This is a genomic window from Paenibacillus sp. MER TA 81-3 (genome assembly GCF_023713585.1).
Taxonomy (GTDB): domain Bacteria; phylum Bacillota; class Bacilli; order Paenibacillales; family Paenibacillaceae; genus Paenibacillus_B; species Paenibacillus_B profundus.
This window is the reverse complement of the sequence record NZ_JAMAWB010000003.1, coordinates 60,878-85,238: the sequence shown is the minus strand read 5'-3', so window position 1 is coordinate 85,238 and position 24,361 is coordinate 60,878. Positions and strand designations below refer to the sequence as shown.

Sequence of the window (24,361 nt, the reverse complement as noted above, 5' to 3'; positions counted from 1 at the left end):
TATGTTCACATCGGTGGATAGTAAGAAACGTGTCCTCGATCAGAAAAGGCCCTTGCCTCCAAATACACTACACAGCATTCGTGAGCACCTCATTGTGAATTGGACCTACCACTCCAATGCCATAGAAGGCAATACCTTAACGTTGTCAGAAACGAAGGTTGCTCTAGAAGGAATTACGATTGGCGGGAAAAAGATACAGGAGCATCTAGAAGCGATTAATCATAAGGATGCCATTCTTTACGTCGAAGAGATTGTACAGAAGCAGGAGCCACTATCCGAGTGGCAGATAAAAAGCATCCACCGTTTAATATTAAAAGGGATTGATGATGAACATGCGGGAGCTTATCGTAAGGAAAATGTGCTGATCAGCGGAGCCGAGCATCTCCCGCCTGAAGCGGTACAAGTTCCTGTGCAGATGGAAGAGTTCATTAAGTGGTATGGTAATGAGGGACAGAAGCAGCATCCCGTAGTAAGAGCGGCTTTGATTCACAGTGATTTTGTGAAGATTCATCCCTTTATTGACGGTAACGGAAGAACTGCTCGGTTACTATTGAATTTTGAGTTGATGAAGAACGGATATCCGCCTATCGTGATTGAAAAAGACATGAGGGCCGAGTATTACGCATCGCTTGATGAGGCTCATACGACTGGTAATAATGATAAATTTATTTCTCTTGTTACCAGGATTCTAGATCGTACGTTTGATTTTTATTTGAAGCTAGTTATCAATTGAATGGCTTTACGTATGTTTTGAGCTAATTTGAAACACACAAGTATTACTTGTTATATTTACTTGGCCCCAGTTCAAGAGAACCCGCCGGCTGCGACAGGCCGAGTTGAGAAAATTTGTTGAGACGTGGCTCCGATTAGTGAAGCAAGCAGTCCCGTGTGGTAGAGACACGTTCTTCCTAGAATATAGGAACACGCGTCTTTTTTTATAATATTGAAACTGTACGTTGGAGGGATGGTATGAAAAAGCTGGGCAGAAACGATAGCTGCCATTGTGGAAGCGGGAAGAAATACAAGCATTGCTGCTTAGAGAATGACAAGCAGTCCAACGTTGTTCCGATTGTGAAATCGGAAACGGACAATCTGCAATCGGGCGGTGCGGCAACGAAGCGCAACTCCAACCCAGAACAGGATTTGTTTGTATTCATCGAGAGGTTGCCTTGGGAGAGCGAGCTCTATCGGATACTGGCTAAGGGCATAATCAAGCATTGGAGCGGACGCCTGCCCGAACAATATGTGGCATTCGGCATCATGCTCTGGCATTACTATTCAAACGACCAAGAGCCGAATTTCCGCAAGATGGGCGTGTTCTGGGCGGCGTTGGAATACGTTGTGCGCGACCTGCATGAAGACTACGTCACACAGGCGGAAGTGGCTAAGCGGTATGAGGTGTCCGTCAGCTCGCTCGCAACCCGCGTTCAACAGCTGGACGAATATGCGATGGAATTGCTGGTAGGCCAACTTCAGGTAGATGACGACGAAGACGACGATGACTTTGATGAATTACTAGACGAGGATGCCGCAGAACGGGAACGCTCCTTCGATGCGATCGTGAACGATATGCTCGGAACTTCATCTGTGACAGAACAAGCCACTCCTGATTATTATAACGAGTTGGCTGTGACCAAAGCGAAGACGCTCGAGGAAGCACGCGATTATTATCGACAAGGCATTGAGGCGGGAACAAATGATTTGGGACCGGCGTACTTCCGTAAAAATAAAGGATATTTCTGGGGCTTGGACGAAACAAGACCGTTCATGCGGAGCAAATCCGGATATGCGGAGGCAAGCTATTTTCTCGGGGACTTCGCGGAAGCCGAGTCGCATTTCGCCGACATGCTGGCGCTCAATCCTAACGACAACCAGGGCGTACGATATTTGTATGTCAATTGTCTTATTCTTCTTGGCAAATTCAAAGAGTTGGCGGACCTTCTCGATCAGCATGAGGATGACGAAGGAGCGCATTTTAGCTATCCCCGTTTTTTGCTGGCTTATTATACGAAGCAACCCGAGCCTGTGCTGCGAGAACGGTGGAAGGAAGCGCGGGCAAGCAATCCTTATGTGCCTGCATACATTCTCGGCCGCAAGCGGCTTGGAGAGGAATTGCCTGACTTTTACGGGTTCGGTGACGAAAATGAGGCCATAAGCTACATCTATTATGCTCTGCCTATATGGCAACGGGACAAGCCATTAATAAGCTGGGTCAAGAAACAAGCGACGGCGAAATCGAAACGATAGCGTACCGACAGTATATATCGTATCTATTTATGTGAAAGGTTGTCCCTATACAACAGTTCTTACAAGAATGTATTCAGCAAAACTGAAAGGAAGAGTTAAAAGATGCTGATAGGTGCTACTCTTTCTAAAAGGGAGATTCAAACTCTATGCTGAGCTACAATTTTCAGACGAGGGGAAAGTTACTTTCACGGAAGAAGAGTGCACCGGATCAGCTATGATCCGAACGAGTGGCGTTACGAGGCGGTTGTGCAAGGAAGCCGTGTTGTCAACACGGCTTCCCGTACTATCGAGCTTTTACAATTGATTTGAAGTATCACAGGTATGATGCACGACTTGTATTTCATCGTCTTTCGGATTCCAGAAAGGGCAGATGCTTAAGCCGTCACTCTACTGCATCCAATGCAATTGCTCCCATCGCTGAGCTCCTGCGTTTGGCTGCGGCGTACCCGGTGTGCTTCTGCCTTCCTCAATATATCGGGTCAGAAGCTCCTTCAGATTCTGGACGACTTCGGGATGCTGTTCAACCAGGTTCTGCCGCTCGCGGATGTCCTCGCTCAACCGATACAGCTGGAACGGTGGCGCGCCCGCAGGTTCCGTCCCCGGCATCGGATCGCTCCATCCGCCTGAGCCGGGGCATAGCTCCAGCTTCCACTCGCCCTTGCGTATCGAGAAGGAGCCGTCGATGGAGTGATGCACGATGGCCTCCCGCAGCGGCTGTTTACCGGCTTCGCCCAGCCATAGAGGAAGCTGGCTTACACTATCTTCGCCTGCATTATCAGGGAGAGGCAAGCCCGCGATATCAGCTGCCGTTGCCATGAAATCCACTAAGCACACCGGCTCCTCGATCATCGTGCCTGCAGCAATCTGTTCGGGCCATCTGACCAATAGTGGAATACGGTGCCCTCCCTCATAAATATCTGCCTTATGCCCTCTGAAGACATAGCTCGGATTATGGCCGACTTGCGCCAGTTCCTCATAATCGGCGCTCGGCGAGCAGCCGTTATCACTGGTGAACACCAGCACGGTATTGTCCGCAAGTCCGCTGCTTTCCAGCTTGCTCATAATGAGACCGACGACATCATCGCACATGAGAACAAAGTCTCCATACAGGTTCGTTCCCGATTTCCCTTTGAATTCGGGAGTCGGGAGTATCGGCGTATGCGGGGCAGGCAGCGGGTAATAAATGAAGAACGGATCGGAACTGGAACTGGCACCGAATTGTTCAATCCGATCTAGCACCTTCTGCGTCAACCGCGGCAGCACCTCTTCGTGCCGGAAATCCGGAGCTGTCGGGCCCTCGCGCCAAAAACCTTTCTTATCGTCGTTACGCGTCACCCGGTCGGGCATCTGGGTCACCTTGTTGTTCTCAATATAGACATATGGCGGCATATCAAGCGATGCGCTGATGCCGTAGAATTCATCGAAACCGCAATCGACAGGGCCGTTTTGTATCGGTTTGGAGAAATCGACCTCCGCAGGACCATCCCCGCTTTTGTGCCAATCCAAGCCGAGATGCCATTTGCCGAAGCAAGCCGTATAGTAACCAGCCTGCTTGAGAAGAGAAGCAACCGTCATCCGCCCTTCTTCGATAATGCTGCGCGAATACCCGCCCAGGACGCCTTCCTTCAGCGCTGATCTCCAATTGTATCTTCCCGTCAAAATGCTGTACCTCGAGGGAGTGCACACGGCAGAGGAGGAGTGCGCATCGGTGAAGATAATCCCTTCTTTTCCGAGAAGGTCCAGGTTGGGCGTATTGATTTTGGAGTGTTCGTTCAAACAGGAAATATCACCGTAGCCCATATCATCAGCTAAAATGTAAATCACGTTCGGTTGTCTCTTCGTCATCAATCGTTCGCTCCCTCAATGTGATATTGTGGAATCACTCAGCAGCCGTTCTACACGTACCGCCTCTTCTTGTAAAATCCGGTAGATGCGTGTAATGAATTGTTCTTCAAAGGATACGCCCGGCATGCCTATCGCAATGGAGGCAACGATACGTGAATGGGCGCGGATCGGAACGGCGATTCGGCGTATGTTCTGCAAAATAAGCCCTTTATCATCGGATAGGCCATTTCCCGAAGCCTCTTCAATGAATCGTTGGACAGAAGCCTTGTCGGGACAGCAGCTGGCGAGGCCGGCCAGATTCGCGTAATCGATGTAAAAGCGTCTTTTCTCGGCACTTGCGTGGGCAAGCAGCAAAAACCCCCAAGGGTGCAGCATGTAGTCCGTTCGTACTTCGCCTATCTGCTGCATGACTACGCCTTCGGGATGAACGACTTTATCCCGGCACATCATCCGGCCGTCCCGGAAGTCGATCCAGAGTGAAGTGCTTCCAGTCTCTCTGCAAATGTAATCTAGAATAGGGCCGGTCATGTCGCTGACATCATGTAGGGAATCGGCATGCTTCATCATTCCTAACAGCTTGGCGCCCAGCACATACTGCTGGTTCTCGTTCTTGTCCACATATTGTTGTTCCAGCAGCACCTGCAAATAACGGTTAAGGCTGGCTGCATTCAATTCTAAGACAGCCTTCAATTGGTTGAAGCCGATACCTGCTTCAGATTCGGATACTAACTCGATGATGCGGAGTCCGCTGCTTAATCCGGGTGCGGAAGCCATAAATTCACCTCTCTTTTCGAACGAAAGTATTATATATATTACTTAATAGTTTCATATATATTATTTTAATCGTTAGATACCAAAATGACAATGCGCAGTATGTGTTACTCTCTTCGTGGTGCCGAACTTGCTTGTCCATAGTTAGGCTCGAAGTAAGCCCAAGCGTCATCCCGATAAGTGCGAAGACGAACGGTGACAGCGTCGTTTCCAGATGAATAAATGTAGGCCGGATCCGCCATAGCAGAAACGCTGTTAGGCGGGACCGGCCTTTATTATCATATCTTGACGATTACGTGCCTAGAGAACTCGTGCCGCATACGGCTTCCCGAATCCGCTCATTCACCAGCGCACGCTTGTTCAGCAGCCACTCCGCACTGTGCGGGTAAGAGTGGAACGTGAGAGCTTCTTCCATATTATCCTCAATGAGAGCGATAACAGCTTCGTGCCCAATGTACGACTCCAACAGCTGCAGTGCGCGCAAATCCTGCAGCGCTTCCCGCAGCACGTATAGGCGGATGGATTCGAGCGGGCCTTCCTCTCCCGGATAGACGAGAAACGCATCTCCTGACGGAAATGCATATAATGCATCGGTCGTACGGAACGGGTCAATCCGTTTGCGCGAATATTGCGAATAGTAGAAGTTATATCCCCAATGCAGGAAGCCGTCGACCTGAAACTTATACAGCTGCCATCCTAAGATGCGGTTGCGGGCCGAAGGCATGCTGAAGAAGCGGTTCGACACTTCACGGTATTGCGAACAACAGTAATACGTCCAGAGCGGCTTCACGCCATGCTCGATGAACGGCTCGACATGATTGTTCGCCGGGACGGGAACCTGCACAAGACCGCTCCGATAGAAATCATAGTCGGACAGCGCATCCATAACTGGGAACTCTGCGAGAAGATCAGACACCGCTTCGACGGCTTGGCGATAGGATTCCATCTGTTCGATCCGCGGTTCGTCCGAGATGTGGAAATGCGAGCGGTCCGCGATTCGATGCGCCTTCAGCCATGCAACCAACTCGGTTAGGAATTGGCGGAGGAATGCGCGGTATTCTGGACCGGCGGCATCCGTTTCCCATCCGAAAATGCGCTGCTCTTCTCCGTCTACGGAAGCGATAATCTTCGGAGCATGCTTTGCGCCCCACTGGGAGAACAGATGGGACATCTCGAAGTATTCCACTCCTTCGTCGAGGCACATCCGCACCCAACGGTCGAGACGCTCGAAGCCGAATGAATAGCGCTCGCCTTCCTTCTTCACATCGACCAGCTGAACGGTCGGGCGTTCACCGCCAACCTCCGTGTCTAACGGCGGGGTGAACAATGGCGTGAGAATCATGTTGATTCCATGCTGAACGGCTGTGCGCACGAACTTCCGAATCAGGTCCCAATGAGCTTCGCTGAATATGTCAACACCATAATAAGTGGCGATTCCGTCGCAATGAAGCCACTCCGTATGCATAAGCTGCTGCTTGGGCAGCGCGGTGGGGATGACGACAAGCGTAAACGTTTCTTCTCCCAACAGCTCGCCGCTTTCGCTAGCAATGCTCACCGTTATCGGATGCTCTCCTTCCGTCCAGCGCACATCTACCTCAAGGGAGATCCATAATGAGCGCCATTGTCCCGGGCAGATAACGATACCGTCCTGCTCGTGGATCGGCGTCAGCAGATCGGGATACAATCCAGGCGTAGACCTTACGAGGTTGTTGTCATGATGCGCATAGATCGGAAGTTCGGACGGAACCAATTCGACCTTCTGTACGGAGATAGCCTCCGCCACACCGCCTTGTACCTTTACAACGGCATGCTTCATGAGTTCATTACCATGATAGGCTAGCTGAAAATGAAACGATTCTCCCTGCAACGCGCTTGCGGTGCTGAAGGCTGGAGCTTGCAGCGGCTCGTCTGCAAACACCTTAATTAAGGAGCTTATGATGCGAGTGTCCAACGCATTGTTCGTCATAATCCATTCCACCTTTCCGATTATAAATACTGCCACCTAATTCGAATGGGAGCGCTTTCTACATCTTCAACATGGATGTTGATTTTCCTGTGAATGAGAGGAAAAAAGATGCCTTTTCTATTGATGCCTTTCACCATGTGCGCACAGGATGTGACGGTCAAAAAGTTGTGAGTTTCTGTTATGGCTGCATCCGTTTCTCTCCTATATAATCCATATGAATCATCGCGTTCCACGGATGCATTGAATATTAATAGTGCGTGTTCGAAAAAGGGACTTTTTGAACAACCTCTAATAATGAAATGAAGTGACAGGAGGATGAGTAAAAGATGAAGTACCGTCGACTTGGAACATGCGGATTGAAGGTGAGTGAGATTAGCCTTGGCAGCTGGCTCACCTATGGAGAATCAATCGGCCAGTCTCAATCGGAAGCCATTATCGATAAAGCTTATGAGCTAGGCATTAATTTTTTTGATACTGCGAACGTGTACCATGAGGGCGCGGCTGAGGAGATCGTTGGTAAAGCTTTGGCCAAATACGAGCGTTCATCCTACGTGCTGGCGACGAAGGTGTATTTCCCGATGGGAGAAGGGCCGAATGATGGCGGTCTGTCGCGGAAGCATATTATCGAGCAATGCGAGGCCAGCTTGAAGCGGCTCGGTACAGATTACATTGACCTATATCAATGCCATCGCTACGATTCCGAAGCTCCGATCGAAGAGACGCTGCGCGCGCTCGACGATCTTGTCACGCAAGGGAAGGTGCTGTACGTCGGGGTCAGCTCGTGGGAGGCGCATCACATTGCGGATGCCGTTCATACGGCCAGACAATTCAACTTAGACCGCATCGTATCCAACCAACCGCATTACAATATGCTGGATCGTGCCATTGAAAAGGATGTGCTTCCACTATGTGAACAGGAAGGCATCGGTCAAGTTGTCTACTGTCCGCTTGCACAGGGAGTATTGACGGGCAAATACAAGCCAGGAGCTCCGGTACCCGAAGGCACGCGGGCATCTGATGCAAGCACGAACATGTTCATGGACCGTTTCATGCAGGAGCATTATTTACGCAGGGTTGAGCGTCTGCGCCTAATTGCGGACCGGAATGGAATTTCCATGGTGCAGCTCGCACTCGCTTGGATACTACGCTATGACATCGTATCCAGTTGTATCATCGGGGCTTCCCGTCCTGAGCAGGTAGTAGAGAACAGCAAAGCGTCTGGAGTTAAGCTGTCGGAAGAAGATTTGAAGGAGATCGACGTTATTTTAAAAGAAGAGGCCTAGACAACGGGAGAAAAATGTTCGGAGTGCCGCCGTGTATTAACGTGTGCCAATAATGCTGCAACAAAATACTACTGTTGCTATAACGATGTAACAGTAACGATGTAGCAGCACACGATGTACCAATATCGCTGTAACGATTTCGATGTAACATAACAGACTTTAGACGATTCAGTGAGGAGGAAGCAACATGACTGCAATGGGCTCCAGCACGTGGAACGAAGCATGGACTTTGACATCCCCCGATCGCAAGCTGAACGTATGTATGATGCTCGACGCCGAAAGGCGTCTTTTTTGATTGGCTTCAGCATGGAGTGACTGTTTTTGTTATTGAAGTCATAGCAATCCACTTCTCAATCCGTTACGGTACGTAGAGAGAAGCTTGCACACAGCTTGATAAACGGATGGGAGAGGAGAATTATATACATGCGTACCAGGCAGGACGGACCAAGAATCCGTAGAGAAAAGCTAACAGTTAGTGTGATGATCTCCGTTTATTGCCGAGCTCGGCATAGCGATCGTCCAATGTCAGAGATAGATGTAGAAACAGACAAAGTCACCCTATGCGATGAATGTAAAGAACTGTATTTATACGCACAAAAGAGACTATCCTTCTGTCGATTCGGAGAGGTCAAAACGACTTGCGGCAAATGTCATGTACATTGCTATAAGCCGGAGATGCGCGCCCGGATTCGAGTAGTGATGCGATATGCCGGACCTCGAATGATGTGGAAGCACCCGCTGTTAGCGATAAGACATGCTATTGATGGAATGCGTCCTGCCCAAGAAAAATAGAAGCGCAACCACTCTCTACGATGAAGATGTTCCACTATAATATGGACAATTCGAATATTCCTTGTGGAAAAACGCAGCACATTCAGATAAGATAGAATCGTAAAATATAGTTAAAAATTGCCGAAATTCGTTCTTAGAGGAGCTGACAACATGTTGCGACGATATACGATGATAGGAAGCTTAAATGCGTTGTTGTCCGTTGCGCTGGGGGCATTTGGCGCGCACATTATGAAGGGATATTTGACCGCAGAGCGGATGGCTACTTATGAAACAGCAGTGCAGTACCATATTGCCCACGCCTTAGGTCTTATTCTTATCGCAATATTAGCGGACAAGCTTGCAAATCGACAGAAAGTGTTATGGGCGGCTAGACTCATTTGGATAGGGATTATTATTTTTTCCGGCAGCTTGTATTTGCTCTGCTTTACGGGAGTTGGCATGTTAGGAGCTATCACGCCGATCGGAGGAGTTGCGCTCATTGCGGGTTGGTTCATGCTAGCTTTAGCGGCACGCCGTTAAGACTGTGTCGAGATCGACTTCAAGGCCGGAAGGAAGAGATATGGTGAACAACCCGAAAGAACAGGAGCTAGAATCACGACGGCAAAAGACCCGGCTGGCTTCTACTAACGTCATTCGATTTGCTCCGGCCGCTGCAATGGGAGCTGGAGCATGGGCCTGGTGGGTAGCCGAAGGTAGTCTGCGTGTAGCGGTATCCCTCGTGCTGTTGGGGATGATTATCTATGTTGTCTACGTTGAGGTCATCATGAAGCGTTTCCAACATACAAGCCTCAGCCAAGCACTAACTGACCATACTTTGACCGGTGCATCAGTAAATACAAGTTTGAAGCATGTATATAACCATGTCCCCGTTCCCATTCTGTTTCTTAGACGAGATGGATTTGTCATAGGCGCGAACACATCGTTTTACGAAGAAACGCAATTTGACGATACTGCGTTGTCTGTTGGACAGTGGATAGATGAGCGCTATAAAGCAAAGCTTTCGAACGCATTATCCGAAGCGCTGGATGGCAGCGAGGTTCAATTGGAACTCCTCGGTTACCACAACCAAGGCTTCCCGCAGGATTGGATTGCCCATATCGCCCGTCTGCCGGACTGTGTGTATCCGAATCCGTCATTAGACCACCCGCTGTTCTCGGTATGTCTGCAGGATGCCAGTCCGGACCGGCATATGGCAGAACGGATTCGGTATATGTCGTATTATGACGACATGACGGGACTTCCGAATCGGCGCATGTTCATGCAGCGGTTGGAGGAAGCGTTGAATATGGCGGCAAACGCTTCTTTTACCATCGTGGTCATGTATATGGATCTCGACCGGTTTAAGCGAATTAACGATACGTTTGGAACCGACTTTGGAGATATGCTGCTTATGCAGTGCGCCGAACGGCTCCTTCGCTCCATGACGGATAACGATGTCGTTGCGCGTATGGAGGGTGATGAGTTCGCTTGTTTTCTTACATACATAGAATCGGAGCAAGAAATGCATGAACGGGTGCGTCAATGTTTGGCTGTGATGGAGGAGCCCTTCTATTTGAATGATATCCCAGTGCATGTCACGATGAGCATTGGGGTTACCATCATTGACAAATCACAGTATCATGCGAAAGCCGGCATGGCGATCAAGCAGGCGGACTTAGCGTTGTCTCGCGTGAAAGAGCAAGGGAAGAACGGGTATTTGTTCTACACTTCGGAAATGAATGACCGTCCACTGGAACGAATTACGCTTGAGAATGACATGCGAATTGCGTTAACGAAGGAAGAATTCGAGTTATTCTATCAGCCTCAAGTGGACATGAATTCTCAACAAATTGTCGGTGTGGAGGCTTTGGTGCGGTGGAATCATCCAGAGCGAGGCCTCATTTCACCAGGAGACTTCATCCCGCTGGCGGAAGAGAACGGCTTTATCGTCGCATTGGGAACGTGGGTAATGGAAGAAGCATGCCGGCAAAATATGAAATGGCAGAACATCGGACTTCCACCCATCCCTGTATCCGTCAACTTGTCCGTAAGGCAATTCGAGATGAAGAATTTGGCGGAGACCGTACGGGATGTATTAATCCGAACCGGACTTGAACCTCGCTATCTTGATCTGGAAATTACGGAGAGCATGACATTGGATGTATCCAGAGCCTCTCATATATTAAAAAAGTTGAAGGATATGGGCGTCGCGATCAGCATTGACGATTTCGGAACGGGATACAGTTCACTTCACTATTTGAAAAACTTCCCGATTCATCGCTTGAAGATTGATCGTTCCTTCGTTCGTGACTTGGAGCATGACCCGAATGATGCTGCAATCGTATCTGCAATCATTGCTTTGGGCCATAATATGAACATGCAAGTGATCGCCGAGGGCGTAGAGACCGAAGAACAGCTTCTATTCTTGCAGAAGCATCGCTGCGATGAAATTCAAGGCTATTATTTCAGTCCTCCATTATCTTGTCAACGGTTTGAGGAACTGTTCCGACGTCATTGCAAGCAAGAAGTTACTCAAATGTAGAGAAAAAACAAAGACAGCCACATCGTTAGTCGGGAGACTTTCTGTGTGGCTGTTTGATTTTCTCATGATTGCTGATTCATTTCTTCTATCTCGGACAAGTGGTAGGCGTATACTTGCTTCTGGTCGACATGATATACGTTTAACAATTGATTCGTGGCATCATAGTTGAGGAAGCGGCAAGGAAGACTGATCCTAATCCCCTTCCCTTTGTTGACGGATAATCGTACTAAGCAGTTCTGTTCAATATTTTGCTTGATTGTGCGCTCTATTTGAGTGAGCCGTTCTGTGTAAGTATCGGTTGTCGATTGTGCCGGAGCAGCAACTGCCGGCGGTCGCTCGGCCTCATGCTGCATATTCCTCTTGTTACCAACGTTACCCTTATCTATAGGCAAGTTCCCTATCTGCTCGGGATTCGCTCCAGCTCGAACAGTTGAAGCGTTAGACGCCATTTGTGGAGCGTGGCTCTTCGCACGAGAAGGGGCAGAGCTTTGATTGGCGATTCGCATTGCTGTTAGCTTGCCGAACGGGGTCGTATTCATTTTTTGCTGTTGCATTGTTTCCATCATTTCTAGTAAAGAACCGAGTTCGATTCCTGATTGCACCCGAAGGTCTAATATTTCAGGATTCGTTTGCAGCAAGTGTAACAGTTGTTCTAGCGCAGCCACGTTGGATTCGCCTTGAATCATAATATCGACATTGAACTTATAGACGGACTGTTTCGCTGTAATTGGATAAAGCATATTGTGTAATTCCTCCAACCTGGACATTTTGCCTAGATGAGACCATTATAATACGGGACAAAAAAAGAATTATAGTCCTAAAGTACCAAAATGAATAAAAAATGCCCATATGAGGCAAAAAGATTGCTCCTGCATAACATATAGTGCGTGTTCAAAAAGGTCCCTTTTCAGCGCCGAATAGCTTCTTGCGATACTTCGTGATCAAAAAGAGGACTTTTTGAACAACCATTTTATTATCTTTTCACGCAGAAGGAGGTAGTTCATTGATACGATTACTGCCGATGACGATTGAGGGCCATACCGTTCTCGGAGTAGAAGTGGAACTCCCGAAGACAACCTTGTTAGCGATAACGACAAGCAAAGGCTACATTATGTGTGGAGCGCTTGATGTAGGTTTATTGAATGCGAAGCTGAAAGATCGCGGCATTATTGCCGGTCGCGCTGTCGGGGTTCGCACGTTGGAGCAATTGCTGGATGCCCCGCTTGAATCGGTAACGCATGAAGCTGAAGGACTAGGTATCCTTCCTGGAATGAGAGGCAATGATGCTTTGCTGCGCATGATCTGACATGAACGGATGCTCGCGTCGGTGAATGGATCAGAACCGCGGGGCAGGAAGAACGTTCCATTTAGGGATGGGATGTCCCACCTTCGCCTTATGTAGGAATGAACGCTTATTTGTTCATGCCCATTACCGACTCGAGCTGACGCAAAGCATTTGGATTGTGCAGTAGTACATTATGCTTGAACCCCTGCATTACCATGTTCACAAGCTGTGATTACTTCATCGATCGACTGAATGCGGCGATTCATGTTCACCAGTCTTTTTCCAATAAAGAGGGCTGTGCGCTGCGCTCGTTCTCTGACATGCAGATCCGATATGCTGTCGATATCGGCAACATGAGCGAGCCCGACGATACGGCGAATCATTTTGCACCCTGCATAGCCAACTGAATCTTGAAGCACCCGAGTTAGATAAGTGTCTTGATACCCGTCAGTCTGTGCCATGCGGTCTACGACATGATTGTCCCATAACGACCGGAATCGTGACTCGAATTGATTCCAGATATCCCGCACCATCTGCAGCAAGTAAGCTCGAAATTGTCGGCGCGTCTCTTCATCGGCACTCCAATATTCCTGAGAAATCGTATTCAAGATCAGATTGGCGATGATGGCGCCGATATCGAAGCCCATAGGTCCGTAATACGCAAACTCCGGATCAATGACTTTGGTGGACTCCGGTGTAATAAAAATACTGCCCGTATGTAAATCCCCGTGCAGCAGCGCTTGAGCCTGGGTGAGGAACTTCTCGCGCAGCAGCATCACTTCGAACTGCAGGCCGCGATCCTGCGACAGCTTCTTCAACTCATCTTCAATCGCTGCATCACAGTTATTGTTCGGCGAAGCAGTGTATGGATCATCGAAGATGAGATCTTCCGTAATCTTGCACAACTCCGGATTGATAAAGCGTTCCACATTCCGTTTCTTATCCTGCTGGTTAAGGCCGAGATCGGAGCTGAAGAACAGCGTCTTCGCCAAAAATTCAGCTATATGTTCAGCAAAGAGAGGATAATGATTACGCTGCATCAATCCCGTGCGCATAATCGTATAATCGCTTAAATCCTCCATAACCGTTAAAGCCAAGTCAGGGTTGTACAAATATACTTTCGGCACCAGATGAGGCACAAGTTGCCCTTGGGCGATAAGCGCTTGGCTTTCGATACGTGCACGATCTAACGTTAATGGCCATGACTCTCCCACCACTTTTGCATAAGGGAGCGCTTGCTTGATAATAATACGTCGTGGAGACAGAGCCGAATCCGTCGTGTCTTTGCTTATTTCATAAACACGAAATACTAAATTTAAATTGCCGTCTCCGATTTCTTCACATCGCAGGGAGGCAGTGGGGGGAAAGACACCTTCAATATTGCGTGCCAGTTGAACGGCATCTTCTATACACAATGGACGGTAAACTGTAGATTTCGTCATAGTGGACAAGCACCTCCCGAGTTACAATATTGCTGAACTGTGAACAATCCTGTTCCATATCGAGACTGTTTCGAATTAGTATATAAGATTTTATTGCCTATTGAAACACTAATTTTTAAGGAACATCTTAATGAATGTACTGATTCATAAAGGGGACAAAAAGGGTACATAATCAGTAGCAAGGCAAGCAAGAGAAAAGGGAAAAATTACAAACTGAAAGAGCCTGATAAAGTCTTGTTAAAAACTAATTCTTATATTAGAATAATTATTAACAAGAAATAATTAAATTCTAGGAGGAATAATACAATGGCCAACCAACAAAATGCGCAACTCCAAACACTTTTGAATCAACAAGTAGCGAACTTAAATGTAATGTATGTGAAACTTCATAATTATCACTGGTTTGTAAAAGGACACTTGTTCTTCAACTTGCATGAAAAATTCGAAGAATTATATAACGAAATTACAGAGAAGATGGATGAAGTGGCAGAACGCCTGCTTACAATCGGCGGGAAACCATATGCGACGTTGAAAGAGTACTCGCAGCATACAACCATTCAAGAAGGCGTCGGAAACGAAACATCCGAAGATATGGTGAAGCAATTGATTAAAGATTTTAACCAATTGATCAAGGAGTTCGGAGAAGCTCAGGAAGAAGCGCAAAAAGTAGGCGACGAAGTGTCGAACGACTTGTTCATCGGCATGCAAGGCGACTTGGCAAAGCACGTATGGATGCTGAGCGCATACATTGGAGAAGAATCCAAAGCTGATCATCTTAAAGCGGTTCAGAACTAATTGCGAATCACGTTACAACCGAATTTGAATTACAGTTTGTCCAATGAGCTGTATTACATCGAGCGCATCCTGTAGAGGGGTGCGCTTTTTGGTGAGATATGAACTGAAAATAGGAAATAAACAAAAGATTAACGATGAAAAAAAGAAGGGAAAAGGGGGATGGGGCAAGGCTCGTCCGGGGTGTTGGTTGATTTATACAAATCATTGTTTTAAAATTAAGATTGAGAATCAATGATAATCAATTTATAATGATTATAAGATAATATTTTTTATAGAGAAAAGATTCATCTCCCGCGATCAATCTTTCTTTACAGTATACATGTTCTTCACAAATCCATCAATCTGGAGGTAACACACACATGGCAACTCAATTCGTCATTAATGGTTTGAAAGCAACCATTGAAGGTAAAGAAATTTTAAAAGGTATCGACCTGGAAATGAAAGGCGGCGAAATTCACGCCATCATGGGTCCGAACGGTACAGGTAAGAGTACGCTCGCTGCGGCGCTTATGGGCCATCCCAAATATGAAGTAACAGAAGGCAATGTAACGATTAATGGCGAGGATCTGCTTGAAATGGAAGTGGATGAGCGCGCACGTGCGGGACTGTTCCTTGCTATGCAGTATCCAAGCGAAATTGCCGGCGTAACGAATTCCGACTTTATGCGCAGTGCCATTAACGCCCGCCGCGGCGAAGGCAACGAAATCTCGCTTATCAAGTTCATTCGCCAAATGGAAGGCAAAATGAAAGAACTCGAAATGAATGAAGAATTCGCCCATCGCTATTTGAACGAAGGCTTCTCCGGCGGGGAGAAAAAGCGTAATGAAATTTTGCAAATGATGATGCTGGATCCGAAGATCGTCGTCTTGGACGAAATCGACTCCGGTCTTGACATCGACGCGCTAAGAATTGTAGCGAACGGTGTTAACGCAATGCGCAGCGAAGACCGCGGCTTCCTCATTATCACTCACTATCAGCGGTTGTTGAACTACGTCAAGCCAGACTTCGTTCACGTTATGATGCAAGGACGTATCGTGAAATCCGGTGGTCCTGAGCTCGCAGAGCGTCTGGAAGCAGAAGGATACGATTGGGTCAAGGAAGAACTGGGCATTACCGATGAGACGGTAGGACAAGACGCTTAAAAATCAGCAATCGACAGATAGACAGGAGGAGCGATAGACCGATGAGCACGCAAACGATACTACCAGTGGACCGTGAAACGGTCGCTGCCCTCTCCAGCCGCAAGAACGAGCCGGCTTGGTTGGCGGAATCCCGCTTGCAAGCACTGGAGAATGCAGCAACACTGGATTACCCTAAATTAGAGAAAACAAAAATAGAACGCTGGAATTTGAATACGTATGGAGTATATGCGGACGCTGTAGAAGCGAAGAGCTTCAGCGATGTGCCTGCTGAAGCACGCAGCTTTCTGAACGAAGACGGCGCGCAAGATATGGATAACGTGCTGGTGCAGCACAATTCCGGAGTCGTCTACCGCCGCTTGAATGCGGAATTAGCGGCCAAGGGTATTATTTTTACCGATTTGGAAACGGCTGTCCGCGAACATGAAGCACTGGTGAAGCCTTACTTGATGCAAGCGCTCAAAGCAGATGAACACCGTATGGCAGCACTTCATGCTGCATTGTGGAACGGCGGCGCATTCCTATACATTCCGAAGAACGTAGAAGTGGATATTCCGCTGCAGGCGTTGTTCTACACGGACGATGCACAAGCGACGTTCGCGCCTCACGTGCTGATTGTCGCAGAAGCGAACAGCCGCGTGTCGTACATGGACAACTACGTTTCTGGCCAGCTGCAAGCGCCGATTGTTCATAACGGCGTCGTTGAAGTGTTCGTCAAGCCAGGAGCCAAGGTGACGTATGCATCGATCCACCACTTGGGCGAGCTGGCGACAGACGTTACGTTCCGCCGTGCTGTCGTCGAGAACGATGGACGCATTGAATGGATCGTCGGTGAAATGCATAACGGCAACGCAGCTTCGGAAACGAACTCTATTCTTCAAGGCAACGGTTCAACTTCTGATGCTAAAATCATATGTGTAGGTAATGGGGAGCAGAAGCTCAATATTACGACCAAAGCGGTCCATATCGGCAAGAGCTCCGATAGCCAGATGATTACGCGTGCGGTAATGCGTGAATCGGCATCCTCGATTATTAACGGCATTACGAAAATCGAGAAGGGTGCGACGAAGGCGAACGGAGAGCAGACGGAGCGCGTGCTCATGTTGAGCCCGAAAGCGCGCGGGGATGCGAACCCGATTCTTCTCATCGACGAGGACGATGTCACAGCAGGACACGCAGCGTCTGCTGGACAGGTGAATCAAGAACAAGTGCATTATATGATGTCGCGCGGTATATCCCGTGAGGATGCGGAGAACCTCATCATTCGCGGGTTCTTGGCTCCAGTCGTCGCGGAGGTGCCGAACGAGTATTTGCAGCAGCTGTTAAAGAGCTACATCGAAAGGAAGCTGGGACAATGATTGGACGCGAGCTTCGTGAGCAATTTCCGATTCTGAATCAGGAAGTGAATGGACATCCGTTGGTGTATTTGGACAATGCGGCGACTTCACAGAAGCCGAGGTCCGTTATTGATGCCGTGAAGAGGTATTACGAGTGGGATAATTCCAACGTACACCGCGGTGTGCACACGCTCGGCTCCCGGGCCACGGACGCTTACGAAGGCGCGCGGGAGAAAGTAGCCCGCTTCATTAATGCCAAGCGCACGGAAGAGATCGTGTTCACACGCGGGACGACGACTGCCATCAATCTAGTGGCGTCTTCTTACGGACGTACGGTATGCCAAGAAGGGGACGAGATTGTACTTACCCCGATGGAACATCACAGCAATCTCATTCCGTGGCAGCAAGTCGCGAAAGCGACCGGAGCCACGTTAAAATACATTCCTCTGCAAGAGGATGGAACGATTTCGCTCGCTGACGTGGAGAAGACGATTACGGACCGAACGAAGATTGTCTCGGTGATGTATGTCTCGAACGTGCTCGGTGTCGTCAACCCGGTCAAGGAGATAGCCGAGATTGCGCATCGGCACGGAGCTGTCATGGTGGTCGACGGTGCGCAGAGCACACCGCATATGCGCATCGACGTGCAGAATTTGGACTGCGATTTCTACACGTTATCCGGTCACAAGATGTGCGCTCCTACGGGAATCGGGGCACTCTATGGCAGAAAAGAGCTTTTGAATGCAATGGAGCCGATTGAATTCGGCGGCGAAATGATCGACTTCGTTGATTTGTACGAATCGACCTGGAAGGATGCTCCTTGGCGCTTCGAAGGCGGCACGCCGATTATTGCGGGTGCAGTCGGACTTGCGGCGGCCATCGACTTCTTGGAGGAAGTCGGTCTGGAGAACATTCAGCAGCATGAGCACCAGCTTGCAGGCTTAGCCATCGACAAGCTGGGCGCGATCGAGGGATTGACTATCTATGGCCCGCATCAGGGGCGCGTCGGACTAGTCACGTTCAACCTCGATGACATTCATCCGCACGATGTCGCCACCGTGCTCGATGCCAAAGGAATTGCCGTCCGTGCCGGACATCACTGCTGCCAGCCGCTGATGCGTTGGCTGAACGTCAGCTCGACGGCGCGCGCAAGTTTCTATCTGTACAACACGGAAGAAGACATCGACCGGTTGGCGCAAGCGTTGCGAGAGACAAAGGAGTATTTCAGCGATGCAATTGGATGATTTGTACCGCCGCGTCATCATGGATCATTACAAGAAACCACGTAATCGCGGTACGTTTGACGCCGAAGTCGTGACCATTGATTTGAACAACCCAACTTGCGGTGACCGTATCTCGCTTCAGTTGCAGGTGAACGATGGAATCGTAGAGGCGGCACGCTATACCGGGGAAGGCTGCTCCATAAGCATGTCGAGCGCCTCGATGATGACCGAAGCGGTAAAAGGCAAGACGCTGGAACAAGCGTTGGAATTGGCGGATCGGTTCTCCGCCATGGTGAAGGGCGAGGACGTTACGTTTGATGAATACGAAGATATTGAAGCTTTGTCTGGCGTATGCAAGTTCCCGGCTCGCATCAAATGTGCGACATTGGCCTGGAACGCACTGCGCAAAGGAATTGAAGAGCCGATCTAGCTCGGCTTAGCAAGTGCGGGAAACCGTACGGAGGAGGTTTATTATTATGGCGAAGAAAATGCCTGAAATGGAAGAGTATAAATATGGCTTTCGCGACAACCACCAAGCGGTCTTCCAATCCGGTAAGGGCCTGACACCGGAAATCGTCAAAGAGATTTCCGGCATCAAGGAAGAGAACGATTGGATGCTCGATTTCCGAATGAAGTCGCTGGAGCAGTTCAACAAGATGGCAATGCCGCGTTGGGGTGGCGACTTGGATGAATTGGACTTCAACGATATCCAATACTATGTCCGTCCTTCCGAGAAACAAGGGAAGACATGGGAAGAAGTTCCGGCTGAAATTAAGGAAACGTTCGACAAGCTCGGCATTCCGGAAGCGGAACAGAAATTTTTGGCCGGGGTTTCGGCACAGTATGAGTCCGAAGTCGTCTACCACAGCATGCAGAAAGAGCTCGAAGATCAAGGTGTCATTTTTATGGATACCGATTCTGCCCTGCGTGAGCACCCAGAGCTGTTCCGTGAATATTTCGGCACGGTTGTTCCTCCGGCAGATAACAAGTTCGCCGCGTTGAATAGTGCCGTATGGTCTGGTGGCAGCTTCATTTACGTACCGAAGGGTGTCAAATGCGAAATCCCGCTGCAAGCGTACTTCCGCATTAACTCGGAGAACATGGGACAGTTCGAGCGGACGCTTATCATCGCCGATGAGGACAGCTTCGTACATTATGTCGAGGGCTGTACGGCTCCGATCTACAGCACGAACTCGCTGCATAGCGCAGTCGTTGAAATCATCGTGAAGAAGAACGCACGCGTTCGCTATACGACGATTCAGAACTGGGCGCCGAACATCTACAACCTGGTAACGAAGCGTGCGGTCTGTGAAGAGAACGCGAACATGGAATGGGTAGACGGCAATATCGGCTCTAAGCTGACGATGAAGTACCCTGCCGTCATCTTGAAAGGACGCGGAGCCAAAGGTTCCGTATTGTCCATCGCTGTTGCAGGCAAAGGACAACACCAAGATGCAGGTGCGAAGATGATTCACTTAGCTCCGGATACGACATCGACCATCATCTCGAAGTCTATTTCCAAGCATGGCGGAAAGGTAACGTATCGTGGTCTTGCATCGTTCGGCCGCGACTCCGACGGAGCGAAGTCGAACGTCAAGTGCGATACGCTCATCTTGGATAACGAGTCGACATCGGATACGATCCCGTACAACGAGATCCGCAACGACAACATTCAGTTGGAGCATGAGGCGACAGTATCGAAAGTGTCCGAAGATCAATTGTTCTATCTGATGAGCCGTGGACTGACCGAAGACGAAGCGACGCAAATGATCGTCATGGGCTTTATTGAACCGTTTACGAAAGAGCTGCCAATGGAATATGCGGTTGAAATGAACCGACTCATTAAGTTCGAAATGGAAGGTTCCATTGGATAATACGATATACATGATAACGCCTTGTTCCCTTTGGGGAGCAAGGCGTTATTTGATCGAGCCGCATGAAGCGAATGGCACTTCTCCTACAGGGTCATACTAAGGGGCATATGTGAACGGAATGCAGAAGTTAGTTCATATATGCATTCACCTAATTTATGCACGGATGGAGGAGAGGTTATGAATCGTTCACCTCTGCACGGGAAGAGCAAGCGCTGTCACTGGCAGCGTACTCTATATTTGACCGCGGTCATGCTGCTCATTTTTTCGTTTAGGGCATGGCCTGTGAATGCGTGGATGGAGAGTCCGTCTGAGCTTCACGCGATGGCAAAGCTGCAGGAGCCGGCTCGTAAAGATCGTTCGTACTATGAGCAAAGAGGAGATATCGTATGGGAAGTGCCTTCAGCTGGCAAGCGAATCGCTCTTACCTTCGATGATGGACCTGATCCGAAAAACACGCCGAAAATATTGGAATTGTTGAAGCAATATGATGCCAAGGCGACGTTTTTTCTTGTAGGATGGCGTGTACAAAAGCATACGCAATTAGTAAAGCGAACCGTGTCCGAGGGACATGAAATTGGTAACCATTCCTACCATCACAAATATCTTCGTCGCGGCACGTCATCGGCAGTAATAAAAGACGAAATAATGCGGGCGCATCGTGTCATTGAGGAAGTGACCGGGATTGCACCGCGATTGTACAGACCACCGGGCGGATACTACAATGAAAATCTGGTGAAGGTTGCTCATGCTAATGACTATCGCATTGTATTATGGTCATGGCATCAGGATACGAAGGATTGGAGTTCACCCGGCGTACAGCGGATTGTGAACAAGGTGTTGGATCATGCAAGAAACGGCGATATTGTGCTTATGCATGATTTTAACGATAGGAGCTCCCAGACGGTCGAAGCGCTGAAAGTGATTTTGCCGGAATTGAAGAAACGTGGATATTCCTTCGTTACCGTCTCGGAGCTCATGACACATCGCGTTAAGGCGCACACGAATCGCTAGCACTGCAATGGCGTGCTTATACGTAAACCTGTTCAATAAATAGTTCTCTCGTTGACGATAAATCGATAAATTGATTATCGATTTGCACGAGCGGGCGGAAGAATTCCGTCTGATGCGTCATGACGATGAGTCCCGTTCTACCATCGTTCAGACGAGCCTGCTTATGTATAAAGTTCGGGAGCATATTACGGATGAAAGTATGCGTAAGCGTCGGATCCAGCCCGCTAAAGCTCATATGATACAGTTCCTTCAACACGGTAAACAAATCTTGTTTCTTGCGATAGCTTCGATTCGAGGTCATGGCGCTATACACATCTACAATGGCAACGATTCGCGATACCGGATGAATGTTCTCATCGATAAGTCCATACGGATATCCGGAGCCGTCGAGTCGCTCATGGTGCTGAAGGGCGGCTAATGAGAGCCATTCATCCTCATATGACTGTCTGATGACCTCGTATCCGCTTATCGTGTGGCGCTTAATCGCTTCGAACTCCTCAGCAGTCAGGCGATCCGGCTTGTTTAATATGTCCTTGTCTATGTGAGCTTTTCCGATGTCGTGGAGGAAGCCGGCTTTGCAAATGCGCATCGCATCGACATCTTCATAATGAAGCCACTTGGCGAGATAGAAGGCCAGCATGCCGACTTGTACGGAATGCTGGCATGTGTAATCATCCTGAGAATCGAGCATCAGCAGCAGTGAGACGACGTCGCGTTCGTTCTCGATTTGTTGAATAATTGGCATGATCGTCTGTTCGACTTGCTTGTCCTTCACAATGCCATGAGCGATAGCATCGGAGAACAGTGTCTCAACGCCGGATATAGCCTCTTTATAACTAAGGAGCATCGATTGTCTGGATTGTAACGATTGCACGGGATTATCCGGTTGGCCCTCATCACCGAAATTCTTATCCATCACAGCAGTAAGCGGTATCATAAATGTGTTGTTTTCACGAGCTTCAATATCAATCATATCCATATGGTGCCTTAGGAACAAAGCAATGTCTCGTTCCTTGATGGCCGTACCCGCGGATAGGACTAATAGACCATGATGATTGAAAATATCCTTCGATAGTCTATCCCCATCTCTAATTTGCGTAACATGAACCCGCACGTTGCATTTCACCATCCCAGTTAAATTGGCCTACATGTACGATTTATCATATCAACTCCACGAAAATGTGACAACAACATTTTCCAAATAAACTGAAAATTTGCGGTGATGAATCTTTCTTGAAGCTCGTATATGAATATAGAGGCGAGTTTGTCCCGAACGGCAATCCTAACGCAGGGCAATAGTCAAGCGATGATGTTCATGCTATGCTTGTTGATGTTTATCAGCCATGGATTGCAGGCGGAAAGGAAGGGATGAAGTTGCTGCAGTCGTTAGATTGTGGTTCGGACGATTCGATCATCCTATTGTATACCAATGACGTGCACAGCCATTGGGAAGGAGTCACCCGTCTGGCTGCTCAGATTCGCCAATACCGTGCCCGGTTAGGGAATCGGGTGCTGTTATTGGATGGTGGCGATCATATGGACAGAGCATTCTCAGAGACGGAAGGAACCTATGGGGCGGCCAATCTGCACATTATGAATGCTTTGCGTTATGATGCCGGCGTCATCGGCAATAATGAAGGGCTTACCTTTGAACCCGAAAGATTAGGCGACGTATATCGGAAGTGGGGGCAATTTCCGATGTTGGCGGCTAATGTGTTCGATCTGGACAGCGGAGAACGTCCGAACTGGCTTACACCGTGGATACGCCTTGAGCGCAACGAATACCGCATAGGTATTGTAGGAGTGACTGCATCGTATCCTGATTATTATAAGTTGCTGGGATGGGATGTAACCGACCCGATAGATGCGGTTGCCGACGCGGTTGCCGAATTGCGACCTACCGTCGATCTGCTCATCGTCCTTTCCCATTGCGGATTGCCTGTTGATGAGCGCATGGCGGAGCAAATCGATGGCATTGACCTCATATTGGGCGGTCATACGCACCACTTGCTGCAAGAAGGCAGGCGAATCAAGGATACGTGGCTGCTTGCCGCTGGGAAGCACGGCAGCTATTTAGGGGTCGTGGAGTGCTGCCGCCGTGCAGGGAAGATACATATGAAGCCTTACTGCATCCCAACGGCTGAGCTGGAGCCGGATGAGATTATTGTCCAGGAACTGGGACGTTGGCGGGAAGAAGCGGTTAGGCATTTAGCCGCTCCAGTCACGGTCTTATCTGAACCGCTTGCAGTTCACCTTGCGAAGCCTTCTCCTCTAGGTCAGCTTCTTGCTCAAGGACTTCGTTCCGCCGCCCGAGCGGACATCGGTATCGTGAATGCTGGGCAGCTGCTCGGACATATTCCGGCAGGGGAAGTTACGGAAGGCATGCTGCACGCAATATGCCCTTCCCCTATCAACCCGGTTCGTATGCAATTGAGCGGGTCCGCATTACGTCGAGCTTTGAAGGAATGCTTGCAGGAGGAATGGATTCACAAGACGATTCGCGGATACGGATTTCGCGGAACGGAGCTTGGCACGCTATGCTTTGATGGGCTGCAGATGGAGGCCACCGTTCATGCTGACGAGACGAGGATCCGTCTATGGCGCGAAGATGGTCGGGAAATTCTAGACACGGATATGCTGTGGGTGGGGAGTATCGATATGTTTGTCTTCGGTGCTGGATATTTAAGCTTGAAGCAAGGGGAGAACATTCAGTTTTTGCTGCCGGATTTTTTACGCGATATATTAAAATCTCAACTTCAAAATGAACTGGAACTGGAACGCTGCCGTGAGAGCAGATTCACATTGACTACCCTCGATTAGAGGGAGAGGA

At 48.9% G+C, this 24,361-nt stretch carries 21 protein-coding genes; 15 read left to right on the top strand and 6 right to left on the bottom strand.

The window, feature by feature from the left end:
• Position 1 precedes the first annotated feature (1 nt).
• Together M3650_RS04870 and M3650_RS04865 are read left to right on the top strand one after the other, a co-directional pair.
• The gene (locus M3650_RS04870) at positions 2 to 733 is read left to right on the top strand and encodes a Fic family protein (RefSeq protein WP_019422719.1); all 732 of its coding nucleotides are present in this window, start codon (positions 2 to 4) and stop codon (positions 731 to 733) included.
• A gap of 236 nt (positions 734 to 969) precedes the next feature.
• The gene (locus tag M3650_RS04865) at positions 970 to 2,247 is read left to right on the top strand and encodes an SEC-C metal-binding domain-containing protein (RefSeq protein WP_251572886.1); all 1,278 of its coding nucleotides are present in this window, start codon (positions 970 to 972) and stop codon (positions 2,245 to 2,247) included.
• A 387-nt stretch (positions 2,248 to 2,634) separates the two neighbouring features.
• Here M3650_RS04865 and M3650_RS04860 read toward each other — a convergent pair whose 3' ends face one another.
• The 3 genes from M3650_RS04860 to M3650_RS04850 form a co-directional block, all read right to left on the bottom strand.
• Positions 2,635 to 4,092 (bottom strand): sulfatase family protein, encoded by a 1,458-nt coding sequence (locus M3650_RS04860; protein ID WP_251572884.1) that lies wholly within the window; start codon positions 4,090 to 4,092, stop codon positions 2,635 to 2,637.
• Positions 4,093 to 4,107: 15 nt separating this feature from the next.
• Positions 4,108 to 4,866: an IclR family transcriptional regulator domain-containing protein gene (locus M3650_RS04855; protein WP_251572882.1), complete on the bottom strand. Its 759-nt coding sequence runs from the start codon at positions 4,864 to 4,866 to the stop codon at positions 4,108 to 4,110.
• Between the two features lie 289 nt (positions 4,867 to 5,155).
• Positions 5,156 to 6,829 carry a DUF4091 domain-containing protein gene (locus M3650_RS04850; RefSeq protein WP_251573268.1) on the bottom strand — a complete coding sequence of 558 codons (1,674 nt, stop codon included), beginning with the start codon at positions 6,827 to 6,829 and terminating at the stop codon, positions 5,156 to 5,158.
• A gap of 326 nt (positions 6,830 to 7,155) precedes the next feature.
• Between M3650_RS04850 and M3650_RS04845 the strand changes: the two genes are divergently transcribed.
• The 4 genes from M3650_RS04845 to M3650_RS04830 all read left to right on the top strand — a co-directional run bounded on the left by M3650_RS04845 (position 7,156) and on the right by M3650_RS04830 (position 11,425).
• On the top strand, positions 7,156 to 8,112 hold the full coding sequence (locus M3650_RS04845; protein WP_233697786.1) for an aldo/keto reductase family protein: 957 nt from the start codon (positions 7,156 to 7,158) through the stop codon (positions 8,110 to 8,112).
• 423 nt (positions 8,113 to 8,535) lie between these two features.
• Positions 8,536 to 8,904, top strand: a complete 369-nt coding sequence (locus M3650_RS04840; protein ID WP_251572880.1) for a nitrous oxide-stimulated promoter family protein — start codon at positions 8,536 to 8,538, stop codon at positions 8,902 to 8,904.
• A gap of 150 nt (positions 8,905 to 9,054) precedes the next feature.
• Positions 9,055 to 9,423 (top strand): DUF423 domain-containing protein, encoded by a 369-nt coding sequence (locus M3650_RS04835; protein ID WP_251572878.1) that lies wholly within the window; start codon positions 9,055 to 9,057, stop codon positions 9,421 to 9,423.
• 43 nt (positions 9,424 to 9,466) lie between these two features.
• Complete coding sequence (locus M3650_RS04830) at positions 9,467 to 11,425, top strand: putative bifunctional diguanylate cyclase/phosphodiesterase (RefSeq protein ID WP_251572876.1); 1,959 nt, start codon at positions 9,467 to 9,469, stop codon at positions 11,423 to 11,425.
• A gap of 62 nt (positions 11,426 to 11,487) precedes the next feature.
• Here M3650_RS04830 and M3650_RS04825 read toward each other — a convergent pair whose 3' ends face one another.
• On the bottom strand, positions 11,488 to 12,165 hold the full coding sequence (locus M3650_RS04825; protein ID WP_251572874.1) for a hypothetical protein: 678 nt from the start codon (positions 12,163 to 12,165) through the stop codon (positions 11,488 to 11,490).
• A gap of 263 nt (positions 12,166 to 12,428) precedes the next feature.
• Between M3650_RS04825 and M3650_RS04820 the strand changes: the two genes are divergently transcribed.
• Positions 12,429 to 12,731 carry a YunC family protein gene (locus tag M3650_RS04820; protein ID WP_019422730.1) on the top strand — a complete coding sequence of 101 codons (303 nt, stop codon included), beginning with the start codon at positions 12,429 to 12,431 and terminating at the stop codon, positions 12,729 to 12,731.
• A gap of 170 nt (positions 12,732 to 12,901) precedes the next feature.
• Here M3650_RS04820 and mtnK read toward each other — a convergent pair whose 3' ends face one another.
• Positions 12,902 to 14,152 carry an S-methyl-5-thioribose kinase gene (mtnK, locus tag M3650_RS04815; RefSeq protein WP_251572872.1) on the bottom strand — a complete coding sequence of 417 codons (1,251 nt, stop codon included), beginning with the start codon at positions 14,150 to 14,152 and terminating at the stop codon, positions 12,902 to 12,904.
• Positions 14,153 to 14,458: 306 nt separating this feature from the next.
• On the opposite strand from mtnK, the gene M3650_RS04810 reads away from it, so the two are divergent.
• The 7 genes from M3650_RS04810 (at position 14,459) to M3650_RS04780 (ending at position 21,531) form a co-directional block, all read left to right on the top strand.
• The gene (locus tag M3650_RS04810; protein ID WP_251572870.1) at positions 14,459 to 14,947 is read left to right on the top strand and encodes a Dps family protein; all 489 of its coding nucleotides are present in this window, start codon (positions 14,459 to 14,461) and stop codon (positions 14,945 to 14,947) included.
• A gap of 359 nt (positions 14,948 to 15,306) precedes the next feature.
• On the top strand, positions 15,307 to 16,089 hold the full coding sequence (sufC, locus tag M3650_RS04805; protein ID WP_251572867.1) for a Fe-S cluster assembly ATPase SufC: 783 nt from the start codon (positions 15,307 to 15,309) through the stop codon (positions 16,087 to 16,089).
• 41 nt (positions 16,090 to 16,130) lie between these two features.
• Complete coding sequence (gene sufD / locus M3650_RS04800; RefSeq protein ID WP_251572865.1) at positions 16,131 to 17,444, top strand: Fe-S cluster assembly protein SufD; 1,314 nt, start codon at positions 16,131 to 16,133, stop codon at positions 17,442 to 17,444.
• Positions 17,441 to 18,667, top strand: coding sequence for a cysteine desulfurase (locus M3650_RS04795; protein ID WP_251572863.1), 1,227 nt, complete (start codon positions 17,441 to 17,443; stop codon positions 18,665 to 18,667). Before sufD ends, M3650_RS04795 begins: the two co-directional genes overlap by 4 nt.
• Positions 18,654 to 19,076 (top strand): Fe-S cluster assembly sulfur transfer protein SufU, encoded by a 423-nt coding sequence (gene sufU / locus M3650_RS04790; protein WP_251572861.1) that lies wholly within the window; start codon positions 18,654 to 18,656, stop codon positions 19,074 to 19,076. Before M3650_RS04795 ends, sufU begins: the two co-directional genes overlap by 14 nt.
• A 46-nt stretch (positions 19,077 to 19,122) precedes the next feature.
• Positions 19,123 to 20,520 (top strand): Fe-S cluster assembly protein SufB, encoded by a 1,398-nt coding sequence (sufB, locus tag M3650_RS04785; RefSeq protein WP_019422738.1) that lies wholly within the window; start codon positions 19,123 to 19,125, stop codon positions 20,518 to 20,520.
• 177 nt (positions 20,521 to 20,697) lie between these two features.
• Positions 20,698 to 21,531: a polysaccharide deacetylase family protein gene (locus M3650_RS04780; protein ID WP_251572859.1), complete on the top strand. Its 834-nt coding sequence runs from the start codon at positions 20,698 to 20,700 to the stop codon at positions 21,529 to 21,531.
• A 16-nt stretch (positions 21,532 to 21,547) separates the two neighbouring features.
• Here the strand turns inward: M3650_RS04780 and M3650_RS04775 are convergent, their stop codons facing one another.
• On the bottom strand, positions 21,548 to 22,645 hold the full coding sequence (locus tag M3650_RS04775; RefSeq protein WP_251572857.1) for an HD-GYP domain-containing protein: 1,098 nt from the start codon (positions 22,643 to 22,645) through the stop codon (positions 21,548 to 21,550).
• Between the two features lie 206 nt (positions 22,646 to 22,851).
• On the opposite strand from M3650_RS04775, the gene M3650_RS04770 reads away from it, so the two are divergent.
• Entirely contained in the window at positions 22,852 to 24,351 is a 1,500-nt protein-coding gene (locus tag M3650_RS04770; protein WP_251572854.1) for a bifunctional metallophosphatase/5'-nucleotidase, read from the top strand.
• Positions 24,352 to 24,361 lie beyond the last annotated feature (10 nt).

Bases quoted from the DNA above. Each gene is read 5' to 3' on its own strand.
- sufB (WP_019422738.1), top strand. From the start codon at position 19,123: ATGGCGAAGAAAATGCCTGAAATGGAAGAGTATAAATATGGCTTTCGC.
- sufD (WP_251572865.1), top strand. From the start codon at position 16,131: ATGAGCACGCAAACGATACTACCAGTGGACCGTGAAACGGTCGCTGCC.
- M3650_RS04865 (WP_251572886.1), top strand. From the start codon at position 970: ATGAAAAAGCTGGGCAGAAACGATAGCTGCCATTGTGGAAGCGGGAAG.
- M3650_RS04825 (WP_251572874.1), bottom strand. From the start codon at position 12,165: ATGCTTTATCCAATTACAGCGAAACAGTCCGTCTATAAGTTCAATGTC.
- M3650_RS04870 (WP_019422719.1), top strand. From the start codon at position 2: ATGTTCACATCGGTGGATAGTAAGAAACGTGTCCTCGATCAGAAAAGG.
- mtnK (WP_251572872.1), bottom strand. From the start codon at position 14,152: ATGACGAAATCTACAGTTTACCGTCCATTGTGTATAGAAGATGCCGTT.
- M3650_RS04850 (WP_251573268.1), bottom strand. From the start codon at position 6,829: ATGACGAACAATGCGTTGGACACTCGCATCATAAGCTCCTTAATTAAG.
- M3650_RS04840 (WP_251572880.1), top strand. From the start codon at position 8,536: ATGCGTACCAGGCAGGACGGACCAAGAATCCGTAGAGAAAAGCTAACA.
- M3650_RS04770 (WP_251572854.1), top strand. From the start codon at position 22,852: ATGCTTGTTGATGTTTATCAGCCATGGATTGCAGGCGGAAAGGAAGGG.
- M3650_RS04795 (WP_251572863.1), top strand. From the start codon at position 17,441: ATGATTGGACGCGAGCTTCGTGAGCAATTTCCGATTCTGAATCAGGAA.
- M3650_RS04780 (WP_251572859.1), top strand. From the start codon at position 20,698: ATGAATCGTTCACCTCTGCACGGGAAGAGCAAGCGCTGTCACTGGCAG.
- sufU (WP_251572861.1), top strand. From the start codon at position 18,654: ATGCAATTGGATGATTTGTACCGCCGCGTCATCATGGATCATTACAAG.
- M3650_RS04810 (WP_251572870.1), top strand. From the start codon at position 14,459: ATGGCCAACCAACAAAATGCGCAACTCCAAACACTTTTGAATCAACAA.
- sufC (WP_251572867.1), top strand. From the start codon at position 15,307: ATGGCAACTCAATTCGTCATTAATGGTTTGAAAGCAACCATTGAAGGT.
- M3650_RS04855 (WP_251572882.1), bottom strand. From the start codon at position 4,866: ATGGCTTCCGCACCCGGATTAAGCAGCGGACTCCGCATCATCGAGTTA.
- M3650_RS04845 (WP_233697786.1), top strand. From the start codon at position 7,156: ATGAAGTACCGTCGACTTGGAACATGCGGATTGAAGGTGAGTGAGATT.
- M3650_RS04835 (WP_251572878.1), top strand. From the start codon at position 9,055: ATGTTGCGACGATATACGATGATAGGAAGCTTAAATGCGTTGTTGTCC.
- M3650_RS04860 (WP_251572884.1), bottom strand. From the start codon at position 4,092: ATGACGAAGAGACAACCGAACGTGATTTACATTTTAGCTGATGATATG.